Source organism: Ruegeria sp. AU67 (assembly GCF_900312795.1).
Lineage (GTDB): Bacteria > Pseudomonadota > Alphaproteobacteria > Rhodobacterales > Rhodobacteraceae > Ruegeria > Ruegeria atlantica.
This window is the reverse complement of sequence record NZ_OMPH01000026.1, coordinates 184702-207127: the sequence shown is the minus strand read 5'-3', so window position 1 is coordinate 207127 and position 22426 is coordinate 184702. Positions and strand designations below refer to the sequence as shown.

22 protein-coding genes are annotated in these 22426 nt (G+C 58.8%); 7 read left to right on the top strand and 15 right to left on the bottom strand.

Annotation, left to right across the window (positions count from 1 at the left end; genetic code table 11):
- Window positions 1-7: 7 nt before the first annotated feature.
- From tolR to ybgC, 3 genes are all read right to left on the bottom strand, one after another.
- Window positions 8-484 (bottom strand): protein TolR, encoded by a 477-nt coding sequence (gene tolR, locus DK510_RS13985; RefSeq protein WP_109312607.1) that lies wholly within the window; start codon window positions 482-484, stop codon window positions 8-10.
- Window position 485: 1 nt separating this feature from the next.
- Complete coding sequence (gene tolQ / locus DK510_RS13980; protein ID WP_058273221.1) at window positions 486-1181, bottom strand: protein TolQ; 696 nt, start codon at window positions 1179-1181, stop codon at window positions 486-488.
- Window positions 1182-1291: 110 nt separating this feature from the next.
- Window positions 1292-1699, bottom strand: a complete 408-nt coding sequence (gene ybgC, locus DK510_RS13975) for a tol-pal system-associated acyl-CoA thioesterase (RefSeq protein ID WP_109312606.1) — start codon at window positions 1697-1699, stop codon at window positions 1292-1294.
- Between the two features lie 190 nt (window positions 1700-1889).
- On the opposite strand from ybgC, the gene DK510_RS23525 reads away from it, so the two are divergent.
- Window positions 1890-2234 carry a SulP family inorganic anion transporter gene (locus tag DK510_RS23525; RefSeq protein ID WP_200833243.1) on the top strand — a complete coding sequence of 115 codons (345 nt, stop codon included), beginning with the start codon at window positions 1890-1892 and terminating at the stop codon, window positions 2232-2234.
- The gene (locus DK510_RS23520) at window positions 2186-3595 is read left to right on the top strand and encodes a SulP family inorganic anion transporter (protein ID WP_200833242.1); all 1410 of its coding nucleotides are present in this window, start codon (window positions 2186-2188) and stop codon (window positions 3593-3595) included. Before DK510_RS23525 ends, DK510_RS23520 begins: the two co-directional genes overlap by 49 nt.
- A 16-nt stretch (window positions 3596-3611) precedes the next feature.
- On the opposite strand, the gene DK510_RS13965 is transcribed toward DK510_RS23520, so the two are convergent.
- The 4 genes from DK510_RS13965 to ruvC all read right to left on the bottom strand — a co-directional run bounded on the left by DK510_RS13965 (window position 3612) and on the right by ruvC (window position 6494).
- Window positions 3612-4235 carry a hypothetical protein gene (locus tag DK510_RS13965; protein ID WP_109312605.1) on the bottom strand — a complete coding sequence of 208 codons (624 nt, stop codon included), beginning with the start codon at window positions 4233-4235 and terminating at the stop codon, window positions 3612-3614.
- A gap of 63 nt (window positions 4236-4298) precedes the next feature.
- Window positions 4299-5318, bottom strand: a complete 1020-nt coding sequence (gene ruvB / locus DK510_RS13960) for a Holliday junction branch migration DNA helicase RuvB (protein ID WP_109312604.1) — start codon at window positions 5316-5318, stop codon at window positions 4299-4301.
- A 4-nt stretch (window positions 5319-5322) separates the two neighbouring features.
- Window positions 5323-6000 (bottom strand): Holliday junction branch migration protein RuvA, encoded by a 678-nt coding sequence (gene ruvA, locus DK510_RS13955; RefSeq protein WP_109312603.1) that lies wholly within the window; start codon window positions 5998-6000, stop codon window positions 5323-5325.
- Window positions 5997-6494, bottom strand: coding sequence for a crossover junction endodeoxyribonuclease RuvC (gene ruvC, locus DK510_RS13950; protein WP_058273216.1), 498 nt, complete (start codon window positions 6492-6494; stop codon window positions 5997-5999). The genes ruvA and ruvC overlap by 4 nt, the downstream gene beginning before the upstream one ends.
- 334 nt (window positions 6495-6828) lie before the next feature.
- On the opposite strand from ruvC, the gene DK510_RS13945 reads away from it, so the two are divergent.
- On the top strand, window positions 6829-7041 hold the full coding sequence (locus DK510_RS13945; RefSeq protein WP_109312602.1) for a DUF1127 domain-containing protein: 213 nt from the start codon (window positions 6829-6831) through the stop codon (window positions 7039-7041).
- Between the two features lie 100 nt (window positions 7042-7141).
- On the opposite strand, the gene DK510_RS13940 is transcribed toward DK510_RS13945, so the two are convergent.
- The 4 genes from DK510_RS13940 to DK510_RS13925 form a co-directional block, all read right to left on the bottom strand.
- Window positions 7142-7486, bottom strand: a complete 345-nt coding sequence (locus DK510_RS13940; RefSeq protein ID WP_109312601.1) for a hypothetical protein — start codon at window positions 7484-7486, stop codon at window positions 7142-7144.
- A 102-nt stretch (window positions 7487-7588) separates the two neighbouring features.
- Complete coding sequence (locus tag DK510_RS13935; protein ID WP_109312600.1) at window positions 7589-8461, bottom strand: 50S ribosomal protein L11 methyltransferase; 873 nt, start codon at window positions 8459-8461, stop codon at window positions 7589-7591.
- A 66-nt stretch (window positions 8462-8527) separates the two neighbouring features.
- Window positions 8528-9760 (bottom strand): MFS transporter, encoded by a 1233-nt coding sequence (locus tag DK510_RS13930; protein ID WP_109312599.1) that lies wholly within the window; start codon window positions 9758-9760, stop codon window positions 8528-8530.
- Between the two features lie 79 nt (window positions 9761-9839).
- Window positions 9840-12035, bottom strand: coding sequence for a primosomal protein N' (locus DK510_RS13925; RefSeq protein ID WP_109312598.1), 2196 nt, complete (start codon window positions 12033-12035; stop codon window positions 9840-9842).
- Window positions 12036-12125: 90 nt separating this feature from the next.
- Here DK510_RS13925 and fsa point away from each other — a divergent pair, with 90 nt between their 5' ends.
- The 4 genes from fsa (at window position 12126) to DK510_RS13905 (ending at window position 15382) form a co-directional block, all read left to right on the top strand.
- Window positions 12126-12779 carry a fructose-6-phosphate aldolase gene (gene fsa / locus DK510_RS13920; protein WP_050603155.1) on the top strand — a complete coding sequence of 218 codons (654 nt, stop codon included), beginning with the start codon at window positions 12126-12128 and terminating at the stop codon, window positions 12777-12779.
- A 195-nt stretch (window positions 12780-12974) separates the two neighbouring features.
- The gene (locus tag DK510_RS13915) at window positions 12975-13682 is read left to right on the top strand and encodes a DUF484 family protein (RefSeq protein WP_058273210.1); all 708 of its coding nucleotides are present in this window, start codon (window positions 12975-12977) and stop codon (window positions 13680-13682) included.
- A complete protein-coding gene (locus DK510_RS13910) occupies window positions 13679-14599 on the top strand; it encodes a tyrosine recombinase XerC (protein WP_109312597.1) in 921 nt (306 codons plus the stop codon). The genes DK510_RS13915 and DK510_RS13910 overlap by 4 nt, the downstream gene beginning before the upstream one ends.
- An 87-nt stretch (window positions 14600-14686) precedes the next feature.
- Complete coding sequence (locus DK510_RS13905) at window positions 14687-15382, top strand: phosphatidylcholine/phosphatidylserine synthase (RefSeq protein WP_109312596.1); 696 nt, start codon at window positions 14687-14689, stop codon at window positions 15380-15382.
- A gap of 4 nt (window positions 15383-15386) precedes the next feature.
- Here the strand turns inward: DK510_RS13905 and DK510_RS13900 are convergent, their stop codons facing one another.
- The 4 genes from DK510_RS13900 to DK510_RS13885 all read right to left on the bottom strand — a co-directional run bounded on the left by DK510_RS13900 (window position 15387) and on the right by DK510_RS13885 (window position 22244).
- Window positions 15387-15854, bottom strand: coding sequence for a hypothetical protein (locus tag DK510_RS13900; protein ID WP_058273207.1), 468 nt, complete (start codon window positions 15852-15854; stop codon window positions 15387-15389).
- Window positions 15855-15930: 76 nt separating this feature from the next.
- On the bottom strand, window positions 15931-16386 hold the full coding sequence (locus DK510_RS13895; RefSeq protein WP_109312595.1) for a methylated-DNA--[protein]-cysteine S-methyltransferase: 456 nt from the start codon (window positions 16384-16386) through the stop codon (window positions 15931-15933).
- Between the two features lie 82 nt (window positions 16387-16468).
- On the bottom strand, window positions 16469-19381 hold the full coding sequence (ileS, locus tag DK510_RS13890; RefSeq protein WP_109312594.1) for an isoleucine--tRNA ligase: 2913 nt from the start codon (window positions 19379-19381) through the stop codon (window positions 16469-16471).
- 163 nt (window positions 19382-19544) lie between these two features.
- On the bottom strand, window positions 19545-22244 hold the full coding sequence (locus tag DK510_RS13885) for a DUF2339 domain-containing protein (protein ID WP_109312593.1): 2700 nt from the start codon (window positions 22242-22244) through the stop codon (window positions 19545-19547).
- Between the last annotated feature and the right edge of the window lie 182 nt (window positions 22245-22426).

The following is a 22426-nucleotide window of genomic DNA, read 5'->3' as shown; positions in this document are numbered from 1 at the left end:
CGCGGCCTCACTCTCCACCATCGTCCAGCGCAGGACCGCCGGTGTCAGTCACCAGCCCCACATTGGAAAACCCACCTGCATTCAGCGCACCCATAACCTGCATCACCTGCGCGTAAGGGATCGCACCATCCGCGCGCAGGAACACCCGGTCACTGCTGCGTTCTGCCGCAATGGCGCGCAGCTTGCCAATCAACTCTTCGCGGGCAACATCGGTGGTTTGAATCTGAACGCGCCCTTCTGCAGTCATCGTAACCGTCAGCGGTTCTTCGTTATCGCCCGGCAACGCGCTTGCCGCCGTCTTGGGCAGGTCCACCGGCACGCCAACAGTTAGCAGCGGCGCCGCCACCATAAAGATAATCAGCAACACCAGCATGACGTCTACAAACGGTGTCACGTTGATTTCAGCCATCGGCTGGGCGCGCCCGCGACGACGGCCGCGTCTGCGCCCGTTCCCGCCTCCATTCTGCTGAACCGCCGCACCCATCTTAGCTGTCCAACTGACGAGACAGGATGGTGGCGAACTCGTCGGCAAAAGCCTCGTAGCCACCCACGATCCGATCACTGTCTGAACTGAGCTTGTTGTAGAAAATTACCGCCGGGATCGCAGCCAACAGACCCAGGCCCGTGGCCAAAAGCGCCTCGGCAATGCCGGGTGCCACAACGGCTAGGTTGGTGTTTTGCTGCTCGGCAATCTCGATAAAAGCGTTCATGATGCCCCAAACGGTCCCGAAAAGGCCGATGAATGGCGCGGTCGAGCCGACCGTCGCCAAAATGGGCAAACCTTTTTGCAGTGTCTCGGACTCTTTGGCGATCGCGACATCCATGGAACGATCAATCCGCGCAGTGGCCCCCGCGATCAGCCCGCCATCCGTTCGGTGCGACCTGCGCCATTCGATCATGCCAGCGGCGAAAATCTTCTCGGAACTGCCGTCGGGCTGCGATCCGATATGTTCGAACAGCTCATCCAGCGGGTTGCCGGACCAGAAGGCCTCGTCAAACACCTGCGCCTCGCGGCGGGCCGCGCGATAGTTGATCAATTTCTGAATGATAATCGCCCAAGACCAGATGGATGCAGCGATCAGCATCAACATCACCAGTTTGACGACAAAGGTCGCGCGGGCATACAGCCCCCACATGGAGAAATCGATCTCCTGCGCCAGCGCCAGCGTTTCAGCTTCCATGAACCTGCTCTTTGTTTTTGCCTGACGGCCGTTCGTTTGGCCTTGTTTTTCCAAACGCTATCGCAGTTGGTTACGAAAAGCCAACATAACCACCCCAGACCGACAAATTGTTACATCGATGCGCGAATCTCTGCCGGAAGGCGGACCGGCTTGCCCTGCGCATTCATGCAAACAGCAGTCACCGAGGCGCGGAAGATCTCGGTCTCCCCCCTCTTGACCAACTGGCCCATGGTCAGCCGCACACCAGAGATTGACGACAGCCAAGTTTCAACGATCAGCTCATCATCGAACTTCGCGGGCGCGACGTAATCGGCTTCGATCCGGCGCACGACCCAGACGATCCCGCCATCGCGCATCGCGTTCTGGTCATTGCCCAGACGGCGCACATAGTCAGATCGCGCGCGTTCGATAAACTTGAGGTAATTCGCGTGGTATACGACCCCGCCCATATCGGTGTCTTCATAGTAAACCCGGATCGGAAAGATATGCTTGTGGGGCGCATCAGCTTCATTGGCCATGATATCAGGTCCGGTCTCTCAAATATGTAACGCGCGGGGCAAATCCTGCTTTGAAACAGATGCATGGTTGCCGCGGTTCCTGCAATCCCTAGTGGGGACAAAGTTACCACCTTCCCAAGTCCGCTATCGAAATTCGAAGATTTGCCCTCTAGGCTTTCACACATACCAAGTGAATCCGACAGGAGTTTCAATGGCTAAAGGACCAAAAGAAGAGAGGATGTTCTTTCTTCCAGTCCTTCAGGGCATCTTGCCGTTCAACCGCGCGACCTTGCCTTCGGAAATTTTGGCGGGCCTGACCTTTGCCTGCCTCGCGATCCCCGAGGTCATGGGCTATACCAAAATCGCAGGCACGCCGGTTGTGACTGGGTTGTACACCATCCTTCTCCCAATGGCGCTGTTCGCGCTGTTCGGTTCGTCCCGCCATCTTGTGGTGGGTGCGGATTCTGCCACGGCGGCGATTACGGCCTCGGCCCTGGCTGGCATGCAGTGTCGGGTTCGTCCGAGTATCTGGCGTTGGCGTCCCTGTTGGCGCTGATGGCAGCTGTTCTGCTGATTGCCGCACGCCTCATCAGCTTGGGGTTTTTGGCTGATTTCCTATCCCGGACAGTTCTTGTCGGGTTCCTGACAGGCGTGGGCATTCAGGTCGCAACCGGTGAAATCCCGGGGCTTTTGGGGATCGAAAGCGACGGTCACGGGACCATTGCCAAGCTACAGGCAGTCTTTCAGAGCATTGGTCAGACAAGCTGGCCCACATTGGCGGTTTCAGCAGCAGTTCTGCTGATCGTTGTCGGATGCCGTCGTCTATCCCCAAAACTGCCCGGCCCGCTGTTTGCCATACTCGGGGTGATACTATGCAGCTGGGCCTTTCAATTTTCGGCGTCCGGCATCGCAGTACTGGGCTCGGTTCCCAGCGGCCTGCCAGCGCTGTCGATCCCAAACGTGGATTGGAGCTGGACGCTGTTCAAACAACTGCTGCCAACCGCGCTGTCCATTTTCGTTGTGATACTGGCCCAAAGCGCCGCGACCTCGCGGGCCTACGCGGCACGTTACGAAGAAAATTTCAGCGAGAACACCGACCTTGTTGGGCTGGGTCTGGCCAATCTTGGGGCAGCCTTCACGGGCACATTCGTTGTAAATGGCAGCCCGACAAAAACCGAGATGGTGGCTAGCGCCGGTGGCCGCAGTCAGGTGGCACAACTGACGACCGTCTTGATCGTCTTGGTGGTCATCCTCTTCTTGACAGGCCCACTTGCCTACTTGCCCAATGCGGCGCTGTCTGCCGTCGTGTTTCTGATCGGTGTGAAATTTATCGACCTGAAAGGCCTGATTGCAATCTACAGGCAAGCCCGGTCCGAATTCTGGATTGCTGTCGCCACGGCTGCAGTTGTCGTTATCGTTGGGGTCGAACAAGGCATCATCTTTGCAATGGTGCTGTCATTGATCGACCATACCCGCCGTGGGTACCGCCCCAAAAATTCAGTGATCGTCAAAACCAAAGACGGTGGTTGGCATTCGAAACCCATTACTGCACCGAACCAATTCGAACCCGGGCTTGTAATCTATCGCTTCTCTCACAGCCTGTATTACGCGAATGCACAGCGGCTTTCGGATGAGATTGCGACAATCACCCGTGATTCAGATAACAAAGTACGTTGGTTCTGTATCGAGGCTTCGGCCATTGATGACGTGGATTTCACGGCAGGCTATACGCTGCGCAATGTTCTAAAGATCCTGCAGGCAAAGAACATCAAGATGGTTTTCCTACTGGTCGACCCCCACGTGCGGTCAGAGCTGGACAGATACGGGGTTACGGATTTGGTGGGTAGTGATGCCTTTTACGACGCGGGAGGCGACCTGTTGACTGCCTTTCAACACCGAAACGAATCCAAATCGTAGATAGCCTCTATCGGTCCTAAGACTGCGGCTGCAACCGTGCGAACAGTCGCAAAGCATGCGCCGGATCCTGTGAGGCTCCCGGCAAAACCGGATCGTATGCTGCGCGGATCAACCCGGCGATCTCCGGGCGCAAGATCGTCGCCTCGCCCGCGACCGCCAGCGACGACTGCGTTCGAAACGCGGTGTCGGACCACAACAGGATGGTCTGCACTACCTGACTAAGTGCCAGTGTCTCGGCCGGAACCTTGGACAGCTCTTCGTCCATTCGCAGGAAAACAAACGCGGCCCGGATCGCACCGTCTTCCTCAAAGCGGAACACCCGGTATTGATTTGCATCCGCCGCGATCAGTCGGTCGACTAACGGCGCAAGATCGGGAACCAGTCGATCCAGATCGGGAACTTCCAGCAGTTCCTTCCAGTCGCGGAAAAAGAAAACCATGCAGTTCGCACCAAGTTCCGGATCCGTTTCAGCCATCTTATGATCGGCCAAGCTGACCACGGCCTCGAATGCGCCCTTGACGGTGTTCAGGGTTTCATCCTCGACCCCAAAGACGATGGGCACGATGGGCCGACCCCAACGCGCGAACAGAAACTCTCCGCTTTCACGGGTGAACAACGACTGAATGTCTTCGGGGGTCACGCCCAATCCTTCATCTTTTCGAAAGTACTCTCGCCGAAGGCATAAAATCTAAAAGCCTCAGCTTCAACCAAACAGATCGCTCTGGCCCTTTGGTGCCGCCATTCCCAGATGCGTCCAAGCCTTCTGCGCCAACATCCGACCGCGTGGCGTACGCTGGATCAGACCTTGCTGCAACAAATAGGGCTCGATCACGTCCTCCAGCGAATCGCGACTTTCCGACAACGCAGCCGACAGGGTCTCAATCCCGACCGGACCACCGGCATAGTTCTCAGCGATCAGCTTGAGGTATCGCCGGTCGGCACCATCCAAGCCCAGATTATCCACACCCAACCGCGTCAGCGCGCCATCCGCCAGATCCAGGGTGATACGTCCATCGCCCTCGACGATGGCGAAATCCACCACCCGTCGCAGCAATCGCCCCGCGATCCGCGGGGTCCCGCGCGATCGGCGCGCAATCTCTCTGGCGCCTGCATCATCGGCAGGCGCGCCCAGTTTGCGGGCGTTGCGCGTAACGATCTCGTGCAACTCGTCCACTGTGTAGAACTGCAACCGCGTCGGAATGCCAAATCGGTCGCGCAATGGGGTGGTCAACAAGCCCATCCGCGTCGTTGCTCCGACCAAAGTAAACGGCTGCAGCTCAATCCGCACGGTCCGCGCTGCCGGGCCTTCGCCGATCACCAGATCCAGCTCGAAATCCTCCATCGCCGGATACAGAACCTCTTCGACGGCCGGGTTCAGACGGTGGATTTCGTCGATGAACAGCACATCTCGGGATTCCAGATTGGTCAGGATCGCCGCCAGATCACCCGCCTTGGCCAGAACCGGCCCCGAGGTCATGCGGAAATTCACCCCCAACTCGCGCGCCATGATTTGCGCCAGCGTCGTTTTACCCAGACCCGGAGGGCCATGAAACAGCGTGTGATCCATCGCCTCGCTCCGCATACGCGCGGATTGGATAAAGATGCGCAGATTGGCCCGCGCCTCGGCCTGACCGATGAATTCGTCCAGCCCCTGCGGGCGCAGGGCGCGGTCGTTATCCTCGGGCAAGGGATCGGGGCGCAATGTGGGATCGGCGTCTACCATTCAGTTACCCTTTCGGAGCCAGTAACTTAAGCGCCGCCCGGATCAATTCAGCCTCGCCTGCATCCGGCAGGCTGGCGGCCGCTTCGGCCACGGCCGAGGCCGCCTCAGACGGTCCGTACCCCAAATTGCCAAGAGCTGACAGTGCCCCCGCCGAAGCTGCGGCAGACCCCGAGGCGGGTTTTGCCACCTGTTTGGGCACTGGTGCTGATTCAGACAACTCAACGACTTCCAATCCGGGGCCGACCATCGCTTCGGTCACGGTCCCACCCATCGCCATCACACCCGGCGCTTTGTCTTTTAGATCCAGCACGATCCGCTGTGCCGTCTTTGGGCCCACGCCTTTCGCCGCTTTGACGGCACCCCAATCCCCAAGCGCAATGGCCCGGCTGACCCCATCCGGACCCAACGCGGACAGAATGGCGAGCGAGACCTTGGCCCCAACGCCCTGAACCGAACACAGCAGGCGATGCCATTCCTTTTCGACAAGGGACAAAAACCCAAAAAGCTGCATCAGGTCCTCGCGCACCACCATATCGGTGTAAATCGAGACAGCCTCGCCAACACCAGGCAGCGCGGCCATAGTCCGGTCTGAGCAGTAAACGAGGTATCCGACCCCACGCACGTCGATCAACACGTGATCCGCTGCGCGATAGTCCAATCGTCCGGTCAGTTTCCCGATCATGCCCGCACCTCTTTCACGCGCGCCTGCGGCGCTGCGCCGTAATATGAATGACAGATGGCAATCGCCAGCGCATCCGCCGCATCCGCCCCTTTGGGCTTACAGCCTGGCAGTTGCAATTTGACCATATGAAGAACCTGCTCTTTCTCGGCATGCCCAACGCCCACAACCGTTTTCTTAACCCGGTTGGGCGCGTATTCACCCACGGGCAGCCCTGCTTGCGCCAGCGTTAGCAACGCCACACCACGCGCCTGACCCAGCTTCAGCGTACCAGCCCCATCCTTGTTGACGAAGGTCTGTTCGATGGCCGCCTGATCGGGCTGATGTTCTGCAATGACTTCGACGATTTGGTTGTACAACGACAGCAAACGCTCGCCCAAATCGTCCCCGTCAGACTTGCACAGTCCGTTGGCGACGTGGCTCAGGCGGCTGCCATGCGATTCGATGACGCCCCACCCCAGGGTCCTAAGCCCCGGATCAATGCCCAAAATCCGCATATTTCGCCTCGGCCTGCTCGAGTTTTTGTGATCTTTTTTACGGATTAGCACGAAGCGTGAACATTTTCCAAGCGAATTGACAGAGAGCGCAAAAACGACAGACCTGTTTCACAGGCGACAAAACGGCCAGTTTGCGACAGTCAAAAGTCTGAAATCGACACGTTTCATGAGGCAAAAATGGCCAATAAATTAAGGGGTTCTAATGAATCTAGAGCTTTGCAAAAAACGCATAGGACAGTTGCAATTTCCGCACTTGCACAGCCGATTTGGCGGCACTAGATGCCGCTCAGATCGAACGATCAAAACGTAAACTTAAACCAGAAGGAAACAGGATATGGCTGCACTGGACACCACCCGCACCACCACCGGCTCATTCGGCCTCGTCGGCCGTATCGGCGCATATTTCGCATCGGTCGTGAACGCCGTTGTCGAATGGAATGACGCCCGCGTTACTCGTAACACGCTGAGCGGTCTGACAGATCGCGAGCTGGAAGATATCGGACTGTGCCGTGGCGATATTGACGTCGTGGCCGATGGTCGTCGTTAAGATTTAACACACCCACTCATATGCCCCTTCCCTCCCTCGGGGGCAAAGCAGAACGCCGCGCATGCAGAATGCGCGGCGTTTCTGATTCTTTGGCCGGATGTCAGGGCAGCAGCCGTGCCAGCTGTTCCGAAAGCATCAGCGATACCGGGTCGATTTGCATCACCCAGGCACCGGCTTGTTCAACCGAGGTGCCCTCGTTCAATGCGTCAACCCTGTATTGATAGCCCGAAGGCCCAAGGCTGGTGAGCAAGAACGTCTTGAATGCAAACAACCCAAGCAGACACATCAGTAGAACCTTAAGGGGTAAAGCTGACTTCACCCTCTGCGGTTTCATCACAACCAACCCGTCCTTGCGCATCGTCGCGCGATAGCCACGGCTTAGTTTTGCGTGCTTCTTACTCAGGCGATTCACGCGCTGATCAAATTCCAGTTGTTTTCCCGTCATGGCAGCCTCCAAACCGCCCCCCGATTCCAGGTTAAGACGGTAGAAACAGAATGCGACAAAATCGAGGCAAAACTCCAGAAAGCTCCAGCAAATGGCCCAGATTTAGCCCTGTTTGCTTAATATTAGCGTCGTCCACTCGCCAATTTGGTCATTTTCCTCTAAATTGAACCCGTTTTGTAGATAAACGGAGACCACGTCATCGGCTTGTTCGTTAAGGATTCCGGACAGAATTGCGTACCCACCGACGCGCAGATTCGCTGCGATTTCGGGGGCCAGAGCAACCAGTGGCCCCTTAAGGATATTTGCGAAAATCAGATCGTAGGGTGCGAATGCGCCCAAATCGGGATGGTCAAAGCCCGCCGCTTCCACGCAACGGACCTTGCCTGCCATGCCATTGGCCTTCAGGTTGGCTTCGGCGACATCAACAGCCACTTCGTCGATATCACTGGCGATGATCTCACCTTCCCAGACCCGCGCGGCCGCCATGGCCAGCACGGCAGTGCCGCAGCCGATATCGGCCACTTTGGTCGCCGTGAACCCTTGGCTCAGAAGATGGTCCAGCGCCTTTAGGCATCCCAACGTGGTGCCGTGGTGGCCGGTGCCAAAGGCCATTGCAGCCTCGATCAGTAGTGGGATACGTCCCTCGGGCAGTTTGTCAGCGTCGTGGCTGCCATAGACAAAGAACCGTCCGGCCTCGACCGGAGCCAGTTCCCGGCGCACATGGGCCACCCAATCCGTATCGGGCAGTTCTGACACAACAAAAGGCTTGGCCTCAAACGCGGCGGCTAGAACGGCCAGAGCGGTTTCGTCCGGAGTTTCGGTGAAATACCCACCAACTTCCCAAAGGCCCGAACCATCCTCGACCTCGAATACACCAACGCCGGTTGGTTCCGGATCCAGACGCTCCATCGCTTCGCCCAGCCCTTCGGCAGCTTTTTTACCGGTCAGTGTAGTCAGCGCAGTGAATGTGGGCATGGGGGCCTCCTGTATCAATTGACACAGCGCCTATGGCGATGGCCCGCCAAGGTCAAGCATTGGCGCTTATTCGGCAGGTGCCGGCGCGTATTTCGACAAGATCGTTTCATTGCCCGGTTCCGGGTGGCGCGGGATCAGTAAGGACAATCCCAACGAGATCATCGCCATCGCAGCGGCCAGTGCAAAGACTGCACCGGGAGAGATGACCCACAGCAGGCCCAGAAGCGCAGGAAGGAACACAGCGGCGATATGATTGATCGTGAACGCCACAGCCGCCGTCGGTGCAATGTCCGCAGGATCGGCTATTTTCTGAAAGTAGGTCTTCAGAGCAAGCGCCAAAGCGAACAGAACATGGTCGATCACATATAGGGTTGCAGCCAGTACCACGCCCCAACCAAACCAGTAGATCCCGCCATAGGCCGCAAAAACGATCGCCAAGCCGGCATATTCGAAGATCAGCGTGCGGCGCTCACCGAACATCGACACAGCCTTACCCAGCATCGGAGCCGCCGCCATGTTGATCACCAGATTGATCAGATAGAGGCTGGTCAGCTCGTGCACTTCAAACCCAAACTTCTCGACCATCATGAAGCCGGCGAAGACAACAAAGATCTGCCGCCGCGCGCCGGCCATGAACTGTAGTGCGTAATACAGCCAGTAGCGACGACGCAGGATCAGTTTTTTGGTCTGTGGAGTTGGCGATTCAAACTGCGGAAAGGCGAACAGACAGAACAGCGCCAGCAGGGCGGTCACACCACCAGCGGCCATGAATACAATGTTGTAGGACAGATCAAACCGGTCCCAGGTCAGAACGATCAGGCCATAGACTACTGCCGTCGCGGCTGACCCCATGGCAACAAGCCAGCCCAATACCTGTGGCGCGCGGTCCTTGGGCAGCCATTGCAACTGCAGCGACTGATTTACTGTCTCGTAATAGTGAAACCCGATCGAACTGAAGAGGGTGACAAACAGCAACCCACCAAGGCTGGGAAACCATGCTGTCAACGCAGTTGCCACGCCCAGCATCATCAGCGAGATCATCGCCAATACCTGCTCGCGCACGAAAATGATCACCGCGATCACGCCAACAGCAAGAAATCCAGGGATCTCCCGCACAGTGTGCAGTAACCCAATGTCGGCTCCGTCAAAATTCGCCACCTCGATGACGAAATTGTTCAACAGCGCGCTCCACGCGTTGAAGGCAATCGGCATCGTCAGCGCCATCACGAACAAGAGCGTCACAGGGCGGCGCCAGAACGGAAGGCTCTGCGCCTCGGACAGGGGCATCGGTTTCAACATGGGACTCCTCTACGCCCATTTTCAGATTTTGGCGAGGGCGAAGCAGCGGGCGCACAATCGGTCTGCGCTGATGCAGAGGTCAGTAGAAACTCTGCGGGTCGATATCCACGGTCAAACGCAGGTCGCCCTTAAGGCGCAAGGGCGCGATCCAGCGGGCAATCGCGTCCTGAATCGGTGCGCCCTTGGGTGCCTTGACCAGCAATCGCACGCGGTGTCTGCCGCGAATCCGCGCAATAGGCGCCGGAGCCGGGCCAAAAACTTGTGCCCCGATATCGCGCAGCGGCGCATCGTTGCGGGCCATTGCATTCCCGATATCAAAAACTGGTCCAACCTCAGGTCCGGACAGGACGATCCCTGCCATACGGCCGTATGGCGGCACACCCGCCGCCTGCCGTCCGGCGGCCTCGGCCTTCCAAAATCCTTCTTCGTCACCTGAAAGAATAGCACGGATTACGGGATGCTCGGGCTGGAACGTCTGCAACAGGGCCTGCCCTGGCTTGTCCGCCCGGCCTGCCCGACCCGCGACTTGCCGCATCAACTGGAATGTCCGCTCAGCGGCGCGCAGGTCTGCCCCGTGCAGACTGAGGTCGGCATCGATTACCCCGACCAAAGTCAGATTGGGAAAGTTGTGCCCCTTGGCAACCAACTGCGTACCGATGACGATATCGGCATCGCCCTCGGCAATCTCTTCGATCTTAGTCTTCAGGGCGCGGGCCGAGCCGAACAAATCGGAACTCAGCATCGCGATTTTGGCATCGGGAAACGTCGCCTCAGCCTCTTCGGCCAGCCGTTCGATCCCCGGGCCGACCGGGGCCAACTTGCCCTCGACGCCGCATGAGGGACATTCCTCGGGCATCGGCTTGGTCTCACCGCATTGGTGACACATCAGCCGTTTCAGAAACCGGTGCTCGACCATCCGCGCGTCGCAATGATCGCAGGCAATCTGTTCCCCGCAAGCGCGGCACAGGGTCACCGGCGCATACCCACGGCGGTTGATAAACAGCAGCGATTGCTCACCCTTCTCAATCCGCTGCATCACCGCCTGCCGTAAAGACGGAGAGATCCACGTCCCCGGTTGCATTTGTTCGGCCCGCATGTCGATGGGCTTCATATCGGGCAACACCGCCGCCCCGAACCGCGAGGTCAGATCAACCCGGTCGTATTTTCCCGCCTCGGCGTTGGCCCAGCTTTCCAGCGAAGGCGTTGCGCTGGCCAGAATCACACGCCCGCCACAAATGGCAGACCGCAGCACCGCCATGTCCCGCGCGCTGTAATGCACGCCGTCCTCTTGTTTGTACGAGGTGTCGTGTTCCTCATCGACCACCACCAAGCCAAGGTTGCGAAACGGCAGGAACAAAGCTGACCGCGCACCAATCACCATTTGCGCATCCCCCTGCCCGACCATCCGCCAGACCCGGCGGCGTTCCGTCATGGTCGCGCCGGAATGCCATTCGGCTGGGCGCGCACCGAATCGCGCCTCAACTCGTGTCAGGAATTCCGCTGTCAGAGCGATCTCGGGCAGCAGAACCAAGGCTTGTCGGCCCATCCGCAGCGCCTCGGCAACAGCCTCCAAATACACTTCGGTTTTGCCCGAACCCGTCACGCCCTTAAGCAGCGTGGTTCCATATTCCCCGGACCGCTGGCCCTTCTGCAACTTCTCAACCGCCGCCGCCTGATCGTCGGTCAAAGCTTTGCCCGGCAAATCCGGATCCAGATGCGGATAGGGCAAATCGCGCGGGCTATCTTCTTCCCGTACAGCGCCCTGCTTGACCAACCCTTTGACGACCGAAGACGTCACTCCGGCCTGTTCGGCGAGTTCTTTCAGGGTGAACGCCAGCCCGCCATAGTTGCGGAGTACCTCCAGCACACGGGTGCGTGCGTCGGTCATCCGGTCCGGCTCGCCATTACCCAGCCGATAAACCTTACGCATCGACGGCGGATCACCCAAACCCGGCGCCCGGGTTGCCAGCCGCAACATCGCGGACATCGGCGTCAGGGTGTAATCGGCAACCTTCCCCAGAAACAGCCGCATTTCTTCGCGCATTGGCGCGACCTCAAGCACGCGGATCACGGATCGCGCCTTGTTCAGGTCGAACCCGCCCTGTCCCGGCCCCCAGACGACACCCAGTACTTTGCGCGGCCCCAGCGGGACCTCTACGAACGCCCCCAGAAAACAGCCCCCCTCGGGCGCCTTGTAATCCAGCGTCCGGTCCAGCGGTTGTGCGGTCAGAACCGCAACCAGCTCTCCGTGGTCGAAATACTCCTGAGTGCTCAACGCATATCCTTGGGCTCGGGGGTTCCAGCATGGGTCTCTTTGAGGTAAAGCCATCCGCGACCAAGGCCAACCCATCAAAGGACTGCCCGCATGAAATTCTTCGTAGACACAGCCGAGATCGACGCCATTGCCGAACTGAACGATCTGGGCATGGTGGACGGCGTGACCACCAACCCCTCGCTGATCCTGAAATCAGGTCGTGACATTCTGGAAGTGACCAAGGAAATCTGTGATCTGGTCGACGGACCGGTTTCAGCCGAAGTTGTCGCAACCGAAGCTGACGACATGATCGCCGAGGGCCGCAAGCTGGCCAAGATCGCTCCGAATATCGCCGTGAAAGTTCCGCTGACATGGGCCGGTCTGAAAACCTGCAAAACGCTCAGCGACGAAGGCCAGATGGTCAACGTCACACTCTGCTTCTCGACCAACCAGGCGCTTTTGGCCGCAAAGGCGGGCGCAACCTTCATCTCGCCCTTCATCGGTCGCCTGGATGACATCAACCTTGATGGCATGGATCTGATCGCCGACATCCGTCAGGTCTATGACAATTACGGTTTTGAAACCGAAATTCTGGCCGCTTCAATCCGCACCGTGAACCACGTGACCGACAGCGCCCGTATCGGTGCTGACGTGATCACCGCACCGCCTGCCGTGATCAAGAAACTGGCCGATCACCCATTGACGGACAAAGGTCTGGAAACCTTCCTGGCCGACTGGGCCAAGACAGGTCAGAAAATCCTCTGACCCTTTGCGCGACCGCGCGGCGCCGTCAGGTGCCGCGCCCGGCCCAACTGCCAAGCCTTGATCTTTGATCAAGGTTTCGCAGGCGGGAGCCGTAGGTCACAGTGGGAATGAAATGCACCGCCAATGCATTTTTTCCAAGGAAACCGCCATAACTCATGTTATAAGCCCCTCAACAAAAAAAAGACCGAGCGGGACATGAGCAGCAACACCAAACTCCAGGACAACTTGCGCGCCGCGATTCTGGCCAAACCAGACGCCGTGCTGGACGACAAGGACCTGATGCAGGCACTTGTAACGGCCAACGAACAGGCGCGCGGGGACAACGTCATCGACCTGCGCGGCATTGCCATGCAGCGGCTCGAAGAACGGCTGGACAGGCTGGAAGACACGCACCGGTCCGTCATCGCCGCAGCATATGAAAACCTTGCGGGCACAAATCAGGTGCATCGTGCCGTTATCCGCATGCTTGAACCGGCCGAGTTCGAAGATTTCCTGCGCACGCTCGGCTCGGATGTGGTCGAAATCCTGCGCGTTGATCGCATCAAGCTGATTCTGGAATCCACAGCCACGCAGGAAGACCCCGCCATCGACACTCTGGGCGGAGTTCTATCCGTGGTCGAACCCGGCTTCGTGGACAATTACCTGACCTTCGACCGCGGCGGCCCCGCCCGCGACGTGGTTCTCCGCGAGATCCTCCACCCAACGCACAGGATTTTTGGACCCAACGCAGATCACCTGCGGTCCGAGGCTTGCCTGCGGTTAGATCTGGGTGAGGGCCGGTTGCCGGGCATGATCGTGATGAGCGCAAGGGACCGCAATCATTTCTCGCCGCAGTTGGGCACTGATCTTTTGTCGTTTTTCGCTGGCGTTTTCGAACGCTCGATGCGCCACTGGTTGTCGTGAGCCTAATCTCACCCGCCTGCCGCGACGCGTTACAGTACTGGCTGGACAGCATAAGCGCGCTGGCGGGGCGATCGGAAAACACCCAGGCCGCCTATCGTAGGGATGTTACCGACTTCCTGTCTTTCATGACTCTACACCACAGTGAACAGCAGGGATTGGCAGCGCTGGCCCGGATCAACGTGTCCGACATGCGCGCCTGGATGGCCGATCAGCGCAGCGCAGGTGTTGGCGCGCGATCCCTGGCGCGCAAGCTGTCGGCGGTCAAAAGCTTTTATCGATGGTTGGCTGAACGCGAAGGGTTCGAACCCACTGCCGTCCTGTCCACACGCGCGCCAAAGTTTACCCAAAAACTTCCCCGCCCGCTGGCCGAAGACGCGGCCCGCGCGATGATCGACACGGTCGAACTTCAGTCGTCAAACGACTGGATCTCGGCGCGCGATGTTGCTGTCGTCACATTGCTCTATGGCTGCGGTTTGCGCATATCTGAGGCGCTGTCCCTGACAGGAAGCGACGCGCCTTTGCCCGGCAGCTTGCGTATTGTCGGAAAGGGCGGAAAGGAACGCATCGTTCCGGTGATCCCGGCCGCCCGCACCGCCGTTGACCGTTACCTGCAGCTTTGTCCGCATCCACAATCCCAGGAAAAGGCTTTGTTCCGCGGGGTGCGTGGTAGTGCGCTCAATCCGCGCGCAATTCAGGGCGTGATGGCCAAGGCGCGCATGCAGCTTGGCCTGCCCGCAACCGCCACGCCGCACGCTTTAAGGCACAGTTTTGCCACCCATCTGTTGTCCGCTGGGGGTGATCTGCGCGCCATTCAGGAATTGTTGGGGCATGCCTCGCTTTCCACCACGCAGGCCTATACGGCCGTAGATACGGCCCGACTAATGGAAGTCTACAACCGCGCGCACCCCAAGGCCTGATCCCGGGGCCTTACGACGACGTTTGGGTTATTACTTGTGCCCGGCTTTTAGTTTGCATCTGCAGCGCACATCGTCCAAGAGACACAAATGACAATAAAACTCAAAGCCCTTTCCGTACATCTGTTCACCGCGACCGGTGCCGTCTTTGCAATGTTGGCCATGCTGGCCGCGGTCGAAGAAAAGTGGAGCCTTATGTATCTGTGGCTAGTGATCTCGTTCATCGTGGACGGAATCGACGGCCCGCTTGCGCGCCACTACCATGTCAAAAAGAACGCACCGGAATTTGACGGTGTTCTTCTGGACCTGATCATCGACTATCTGACCTACGTGTTCATCCCGGCCTTTGCGCTGTTCAAATCAGGGCTGATGGACGGTTGGACAGGCTGGTTTGCGATCATCGTGATCACCTTTGCCAGCGCCATGTATTTCGCGGACACGCGAATGAAGACCAAGGACAATTCGTTCTCTGGGTTTCCGGGTTGCTGGAACATGTTTGTCATCGTGATCTTCGCGCTGGAGCCCAATTTCTGGGTGATCGTGCTGCTGGTTTCGCTGTTGTCGCTGGCTATGTTCCTACCGTTGAAGTTCATTCACCCGGTGCGGACCGAACGCTGGCGCAACGTATCACTGCCGATCGCGTTCGCCTGGACATTTTTCGCCGGTTGGGCAGCTTGGGTCGACTTCCACCCCGAAAGCTGGGCGCATTGGGGGTTGGTAATTACGAGCCTCTACCTGGTTTCAGCTGGCATTGCGCAGCAACTTGTCCCGCTGCGCAACAACTAGAACGTTACAGGATTTCCTCAACCTCGAACTCGGTGCCGTTATGGGTGAACACATCACCCTCTTGCAGACCGGTCATCGTCAGGTAGATCGGGCTTTGGGTTGAGATGCCCATATAGGTCTTACCGTCGACCTCAAAGCGGGTCGTTGAGACACAGACCACGAAACGGCGGTTGTTGAACTTGACAACAGCGCCCGGCTGAACCCGGTCCGTCAGGCTGAAATCCGTGTTCTCGATCACATCAATCTTGGCGTGATGCGCATGAACGGGTGCATCGAACGCCGCCGCCAGATCCGCATTTTCGCGTGAGGCGGCGATGTCATCCTTGTCATGCCCTTCGCGGTCATCCAGTTGCGAGTCCTTGAGGAATGCGTCGTAATGCGCCTGCGCAGTTGCCAGTTCCTGCTCTTCCAGCGACATCAGGCGGTCTATGATGGCCTTTTTGCGAGCGGCCGGGTCTGTATGGGCGGTCATGCAATACGGTCCTTCAAATTCAGTAACTGATATAGGTTGGGCCGCGAACTCTGGGATTGCAACTGATTTTCGCGCCTCAGATCAGCAGCCCAGCCGCGCGTTCATGACGCAGCAAGGCCACTTTGGTTTCGACCCCACCATCGCCCGAGAACCCGCCCAGACCGTTGGCAGACAGCACCCGATGGCAAGGTATGATCACTGGTATGGGGTTCGCACCGCAGGCCTGCCCCACCGGTTGGGGTGGCTGCCCAAGCTCCTTCGCGATGTCCCCGTACGTTCGGGTCTCGCCCAGCGGAATGGCATACATCAGGTCGCAGACATTGCGCTGAAAGTCTGACCCGGCAACACGATACGGCAGATCGAACCGCTCGAGACGCCCCTCGTTATATGCGTTTAACTGTGCGGCGGCTTCCTGCAACAGGGGTGTGTCCGGCCCGTCGTCCTGCCCATCCCACACAAGGCGTGTGATGGCGCCATCTGTTTCTTCAATGCCCAGGCGGCCAAACTGCGTATCAACAGAAATCATCGGCATGAATACAGCGTTTCAGATCGCCGGGGCCAGCGCAAGCGATGAAAGAAAAACCCCCGACGGGTGACGCCGGGGGTTCAATTGTTCAGCCCAGCGCTTCGTCGCAGCGCCCACACACACCCGCGTGGGAATGCCGACCGACGTCCGGCAGGATTTTCCAGCATCGTTGGCATTTCTCGCCATCTGCTTTTTCAAAGACGACACCTACCCCTTCGATTTCGGGCACGCGGAATGCCTCGGCAGGGGCTGGGTCGCCCGAAACGGTCAGGCCAGACGTGATGCACATGTCGTTCACGTCAAAGGTTGCCAGCAGGTCGCGGGTGTCACTGTCTTCGACATGCACGATCGGCGCGGCCTCAAGGCTGGAACCGATGACCTTGTCCTGACGCTGGATTTCCAACGCAGCGGTCACGGCACGACGCACGCGACGGATTTTGGACATACCGGCCTCTAGTTCAGCGTTGCGCCAATCGGCGGGTGTATCCGGGAAATCCACCAGATGGACCGAGCTGTCATCGCCTGGGAAACGCTCCAGCCAGACCTCTTCCATGGTGAAGACCAGAACCGGGGCCAGCCAGGTGGTCAGGCGGTGGAACAGGATATCCAGCACGGTACGGGCCGAGCGGCGGCGCAGGTTGTCGCCATCGCAGTACAGTGCATCCTTGCGGACGTCGAAGTAGAAGGACGACAGATCGACCGTGGCAAAGGTGAACACGGCGCTGAACACGCCCTGGAAGTCGAAGGAGGCATAGCCCTTGCGGACCTGCTCATCCAGATCGGCCAGACGGCTGAGAACCCAGCGTTCCAGACGCGGCATATCTTCAGGCGCGACGCGGTCCGCTTCGGTGAAGTCGGCCAGCGAGCCCAGCATGAACCGCATGGTGTTACGCAGGCGGCGATAGCTGTCGGCGGTGCCTTTCAGAATCTCTGGCCCGATCCGCTGGTCGGCGGTGTAATCGGTCTGAGCCACCCACAGGCGCAGGATATCGGCACCGTATTGCTTGATGACTTCTTCCGGCACGATGGTATTGCCCAGAGATTTGGACATCTTGTTGCCCTTGGCATCCAGCGTGAAGCCATGGGTTACAACGTTGCGATACGGCGCACGCCCCTTGGTGCCGCAAGCCTGCAGCATGGACGAATGGAACCATCCGCGGTGCTGGTCGGTGCCTTCCATATAGACATCGGCGATGCCGTCCTCGGTCCCGTCTTCCCGGTCGCGCAGAACGAAAGCATGGGTCGAGCCCGAGTCGAACCACACATCCAACACGTCGAATACCTGCTCGTAATCGTCCGGGTTGGCGATACCGTCAAGGATCTTCTCTTTAAAGCCGTCCGTGTACCACACATCCGCGCCGTCTTTCTCGAACGCCGCCTTGATGCGGGAGTTGAGCTCTTCGTTGCGCAGTAAGTAATCTGTGTCCGTGGGCAAGGCCCCTTTCTTGGTGAAACAGGTCAGCGGCACGCCCCAGGCGCGCTGGCGGGACAGAACCCAATCCGGGCGCGCTTCGATCATGGAATAAAGACGGTTACGACCGGTCTGCGGCGTCCACTTCACCAGCTCGTCGATTGAGCGCAGCGCGCGTTCGCGGATGGTATCGCCCATCTCACCCATGCCATCGTCCAGCTTGCGGTCAACGGATGCAAACCATTGCGGCGTGTTGCGATAGATGATCGGAGCCTTTGAGCGCCACGAGTGCGGATAGCTGTGCTTGATCTTGCCACGGGCCAGCAGCCCGCCGACCTCGACCAGTTTGTCGATGACGGCTTTGTTCGCGTCACCCTCGCCACCCTTGCGGGACAGGATGTACTTGCCACCGAAGAACGGCAGATCAGCGCGGAACGAGCCATCGTCCATCACGTTATAGGTGATGACCTGCTCGAGCATACCCAGATCACGGTAGAGCTCGAATTCCTCCATACCATGCGAGGGTGCACAGTGGACGAAGCCGGTTCCTTCGGTATCGGTCACGAACTCAGCCGCGCGGAAGTCGCGGATGTCGTCCCATTCGCCATTGCCACCTTCGGCTCCAGCCAGCGGGTGGGCCAACTGGACGCCTGCCAATTCATCGGTGGTTACGTCACGCACGCGAGTCCACTGATCGTCGTTCAGGCGCGCGCGGCCTAGCACATCGGCGGCCAGATTGTCCGCCAGCAGGAACTTGTCCCCGACACTGGCCCAGCATTCGTCGGGTGCGCCGGTGACTTCGTACAGGCCGTAGGAGATATCCTTGCCAAACACGACCGCCTTGTTCGACGGCATGGTCCATGGCGTCGTGGTCCAGATCACGACAAAAGCGTCATCAAGATCGCCCGCATTTACGACTTTGAATTTCACCCAGATGGTGAAGCTTTCCTTGTCGTGGTACTCGACCTCGGCCTCGGCCAGAGCGGTTTTTTCGATGGGCGACCACATCACGGGTTTTGAGCCCTGATACAGCGTGCCGTTCATCAGGAACTTCATGAACTCGTCGGCAATCACAGCCTCGGCGTGATAGTCCATCGTGATGTAGGGATCGGGCCAGTTGCCGGTGATACCAAGGCGCTTGAATTCTTCGCGCTGGACGTCGATCCAGCCTTCGGCGAACTTGCGACATTCCTGACGGAAATCGACGATGTTCACTTCGTCCTTGTTCTTGCCCTTCTTGCGATATTGTTCTTCGATCTTCCATTCGATCGGCAGGCCGTGGCAGTCCCATCCCGGCACATAACGCGCGTCATGACCCATCATCTGATGGCTGCGTACAATCATGTCCTTGATGGTCTTGTTCAGCGCGTGGCCGATATGCAGGTGACCGTTGGCGTAGGGGGGGCCGTCATGCAGGGTAAAGGGCGTGCGGCCTTCTTTTTCGCGCAGGCGGTCATAGACGCCGATCTCTTCCCAGCGATCCAGCCATGCGGGTTCGCGCTTGGGCAGGCCAGCGCGCATGGGGAAGTCGGTTTTGGGCAGGTTCAGCGTGTCTTTGTAATCAGGTGTTTGGGTCGTGTCGGCGCACATTGGGGGCGTCCTCAGGATGATCTTGACGTGTGTGGATCGAAGCGGTCAGTGCGAATTCTCAAGCACCTTTGCCCGGCGTCTCGCGATATCAGAGCGCCGGGGATATAATTCGAATAATGATGGCCATCCGGTCATGCATGCCGGGCTTATAGGACGCCCACGCCTAATGGTCCAGAGGTTCTGCCCCATGCGGCGAATGGCGCAGCATGGCCCACCGGTTCAGCCACGCCAAACCGGCCAGCGCGAGGCCCAGCGCCAGCAGTGAGAACACCCGGATAAGGCCACCCAAACCAGCGATATCGACCAGGAACACCTTGGCCACGGCAAGCCCAATGACGACCAACCCGGCTTTGCGCATCATGTCCGACCGACGGGCGAGTGACTGATAAAACAGCCCCGCACCGATCAGCAGTAGGGCCATGGTGTAAGAATAAAGTTCAGGTTGGGTCACGCCGTTGCCTTCATACATACCGCTGGCCCCCTGCCAGACATGGCGAATGGCCAGGCCCAGCCAGATCGCACCTAATGCCGCCGCCAGACCGAAGCACCCCTGCTTCCATCGCGGATGCAGTGCTGGAAGCCAAGCAGCCGACAGGGCCAAAACAATGGCGGGCAACAGGTAAGCCACGGCGAGAGTATTCAATATTGGCACCCCAAGAACCGGATCAGCTTGGGCATTCAGCAATGGGTTCGCCTCAGTCAGCGTCTGCGCCAAGCGAACAACACCATGTGCCGCAAAGAACAACGCCAGCCCGTAGCGCGCATAATTCAGTTTTCCGCCCAGTTCGAACCGCCGCACCTGCGCGCAGGCCAGCAGCAGCCAGATCAAGGACAAAAGCCCCAGCCCCCAGTGGCTGTCATGGGCACCGCCGTTGCCAAACCCTTCGAGCCAGCGCAGCAACAGCAAGGACAGCAAGATACCAGCGGTCGCCCAGGCGGCGCTTTCCAGAAGCAGCGCGATGACCGGACGGTTCAATGGGCGCAGGATGGCCCAGGCCGCCAGAAATCCAACAGCAGCTGTGACATAGACAAGCGCCATTTCTGCGACCGGTGCCGAGTTTGCCCAATCCAGACCGGGATTCAGTACAAGCCGGAGCGTGACAGTGAAGACGCCAGCCCAGATGAACCAACCCATAGGTGGAAGATCAAAGCGCCGATCCAGCACCGCCGCGGCCACGATCACGGCCACAAAAGCAATTGTCAGGGCAGCCGAACTTAGGACAATCACGCAGGCAAAGGTCAGGCAAGACAAAGCCGACAAGGTCACCAAAGCCGCCCGCAGCCGGTTTTCGCCGTCGACGCGCGCGAAACGCCCGGCCAGAACAACCATCATCACCGCCAATGCAACCGCATGCAGCGCCCACGGATAGGCTCCGATAACTTCATCGGGATGCCATCCAAGCTCCAGCGCGATTGCCAACAACGGTGCAAATACTGCGGCACCGCCCGCCCATACAGCCCGGTACTCGGTTGCGCGAAACGATCGCCAAGCTGAAAGGCCTGAGATCAATGCACCCAGTGCCACCAACAGGGTAACCGCCCACGGGAAATCCGCCTCGGCGGTTTCGGCATAGGTTTCAGCGAAGCGGCGCGCGACAGAGCCGTTGTCCCACCCTTGGATCAGTACGAACCAAGTTAGACCAGCGGCTGGCAGTATGGTCAGGTCTTGCAGGGCCCGCGCCTGGCTTGCCCAGGTCAGCAAACCCAGCGTCAGGCCTGCCAACAGCATGATTCCCAGCCAAAATTCGGCCGCTGAGTCTGGCCAGTGTATCGCCAGGATTACTGCGCTGACGCTCACCGCGCCAAAGGCAAGGCGTGTCGGAAACTCTGGCCACTGGAGGCCTTTTTGGATCGTAACGATTTCGCTGATCATGCGCCCCTCGTGTTCCGGCCAGATCCGCCGCACGGGGATCGCGATCGCGATGATCGCCAATGCAGTTACGCCGACAAGATACCCCGGCTCGGTCGCGGGTGCCGAAAGCACCAGCAGCAGGCACGCGGAATAAGCCCCGACTAGCGTCAGAACGGATATCCACGCCCAGCGCCGCACGGTGTCGATACCCAACCCAAGGACGGCGATCACAAAGAAATAGCCGTACAACCAGCCGGGATCGGTCGAGGTCCCGCCCACCACGAAGGGTGACGCAAACGCACCAATCAAACCGACGGCCGCCAGCAAGGGGCCGTGGAACCAGCCCAAAACAAGCCCCACAAGCGCAACAGCAATCATGGCAATCAAGGCCGCTTCGGGACCAAGCAGATCGTACAACTGCCTTGCAGCCAGCAAGCCACCGAACAGCGTCACCAGCCCGGCCCCAGAAAAGACCGATGGCAGGTAAGCTGTGGCTGAAGACTCGTCATCGCCATACTTCCGGCGGATCACCTCACCCGCGCCGATCAGCGTCGCGCCGAACATCAGGGCCGCAATGACGCGCATCGTTGGCGACAACAACCCGCTTTCGACCCCGTATTGGACCAGAAAAACACCAGCCAGCGCCAAAGACAGGGCGGATACCGCATAGAACCAGTTCTCGCGCAGCCAAGCGCTCAGTGCGGCGATTCGATCGTCCTTCATCGTTTCGGGAAGGGGTATCTTTTGTGGCTCAGGTGCTGAGGTGCCTTCTTTCGTTTCGACCTCGGGTGGTTCTGTTTTGATTGCCGGCCACGGAGAGCTCTTTTTGTCCCTCGCTTGCATCGATTCAGGTACTATTTCTGGCGCTGGCAGGTCGCCACCAAGTGTGCGGATCTGCTGTTCAAGCTGCTCCACCCGACGGCGCAGTCGAACCTGGGATACCAACAGAACAAGGATGGCCACCGGGACGGCCAGAACGATCAATCCAACGAGTACGAGCAGCGATTCCAACAAAGCCCTCCGGGCAAATGTGCCGTCAACCTAGCCGGGTGTCGATTTGCGCAACAGTCCGAAAAACCGTGTTTTTGCGGGCTACGCAGTTCAGAACGCCTTATCCCCAGCCAAGGGACAGTCTGGCCATCATCAACCAGATAATGGCCAACACAGCGGCAATCGAACCAGATGCGAAACAG